This is a genomic window from Streptomyces niphimycinicus (assembly GCF_018883605.1).
In the GTDB taxonomy this organism is placed as follows: Bacteria; Actinomycetota; Actinomycetes; order Streptomycetales; family Streptomycetaceae; genus Streptomyces; species Streptomyces niphimycinicus.
The window spans coordinates 1-639 of record NZ_JAHLEM010000210.1 but is presented as its reverse complement, the minus strand read 5'-3'; the positions used below and the strand labels follow the sequence as shown (position 1 = coordinate 639).

The 639-nt window shown below is 66.2% G+C and carries 1 tRNA gene; it reads left to right on the top strand.

Annotated elements, in window-relative coordinates:
• Positions 1–33: 33 nt before the first annotated feature.
• Positions 34–110, top strand: a tRNA-Pro gene (locus KN815_RS19695).
• The last annotated feature ends 529 nt before the right edge of the window (positions 111–639 follow it).

Genomic DNA, 639 nt, shown 5'->3' with positions numbered 1-639 from the left:
GTCGGCGAGGGAAAACCCAAACCGAACGAGCACCGGGACGTGGCGCAGCTTGGTAGCGCACTTGACTGGGGGTCAAGGGGTCGCAGGTTCAAATCCTGTCGTCCCGACCAGCATCATTGCAGGTCGGAGGCCGTTTCCGCGGGTAGCGGAGGCGGCCTTAACCGTTTCCGGGCTGGGAGCGATGGGGAGCCCTTTGGGAGCCCTCGTGCTCCCAACTCGCGGACGTGTCAACGGTGTCCGATTCGTCCGTCACCCGATCCGGTAGATCTGCTGCGCCGTACCGAGCCCCTGCGTGCCGTCGTCAACCGTAGGCCCCTGAGGTCACCCCATCGATCTGGATGCTCTCTGCATCGAGAGGCATAAGAACCCCTTGTCGGCTCCCGGCCCCCTTTCGGGGTGGGAGCACGGCGTCGTGCTCCCCATGCGACAGGTGTGGGGTGGGCCACTGGTGATCTCTCCGGGCCGGTTTCCGCAGGCAGCTAGCGCGCGGGTGTCCTGGTCGCCGTGGATAGCCTGCGTCAAGGCGCGGCAAAGCCCCTTGGCGTCTGCCGGCAGATAGGGCACTCCCAGGGCGTGAGCGCTGTATCCGGCTCTGGAGCGCCGTAGGGAGACTGTTTCCGGAGGCCGGGCCGGAAGAAA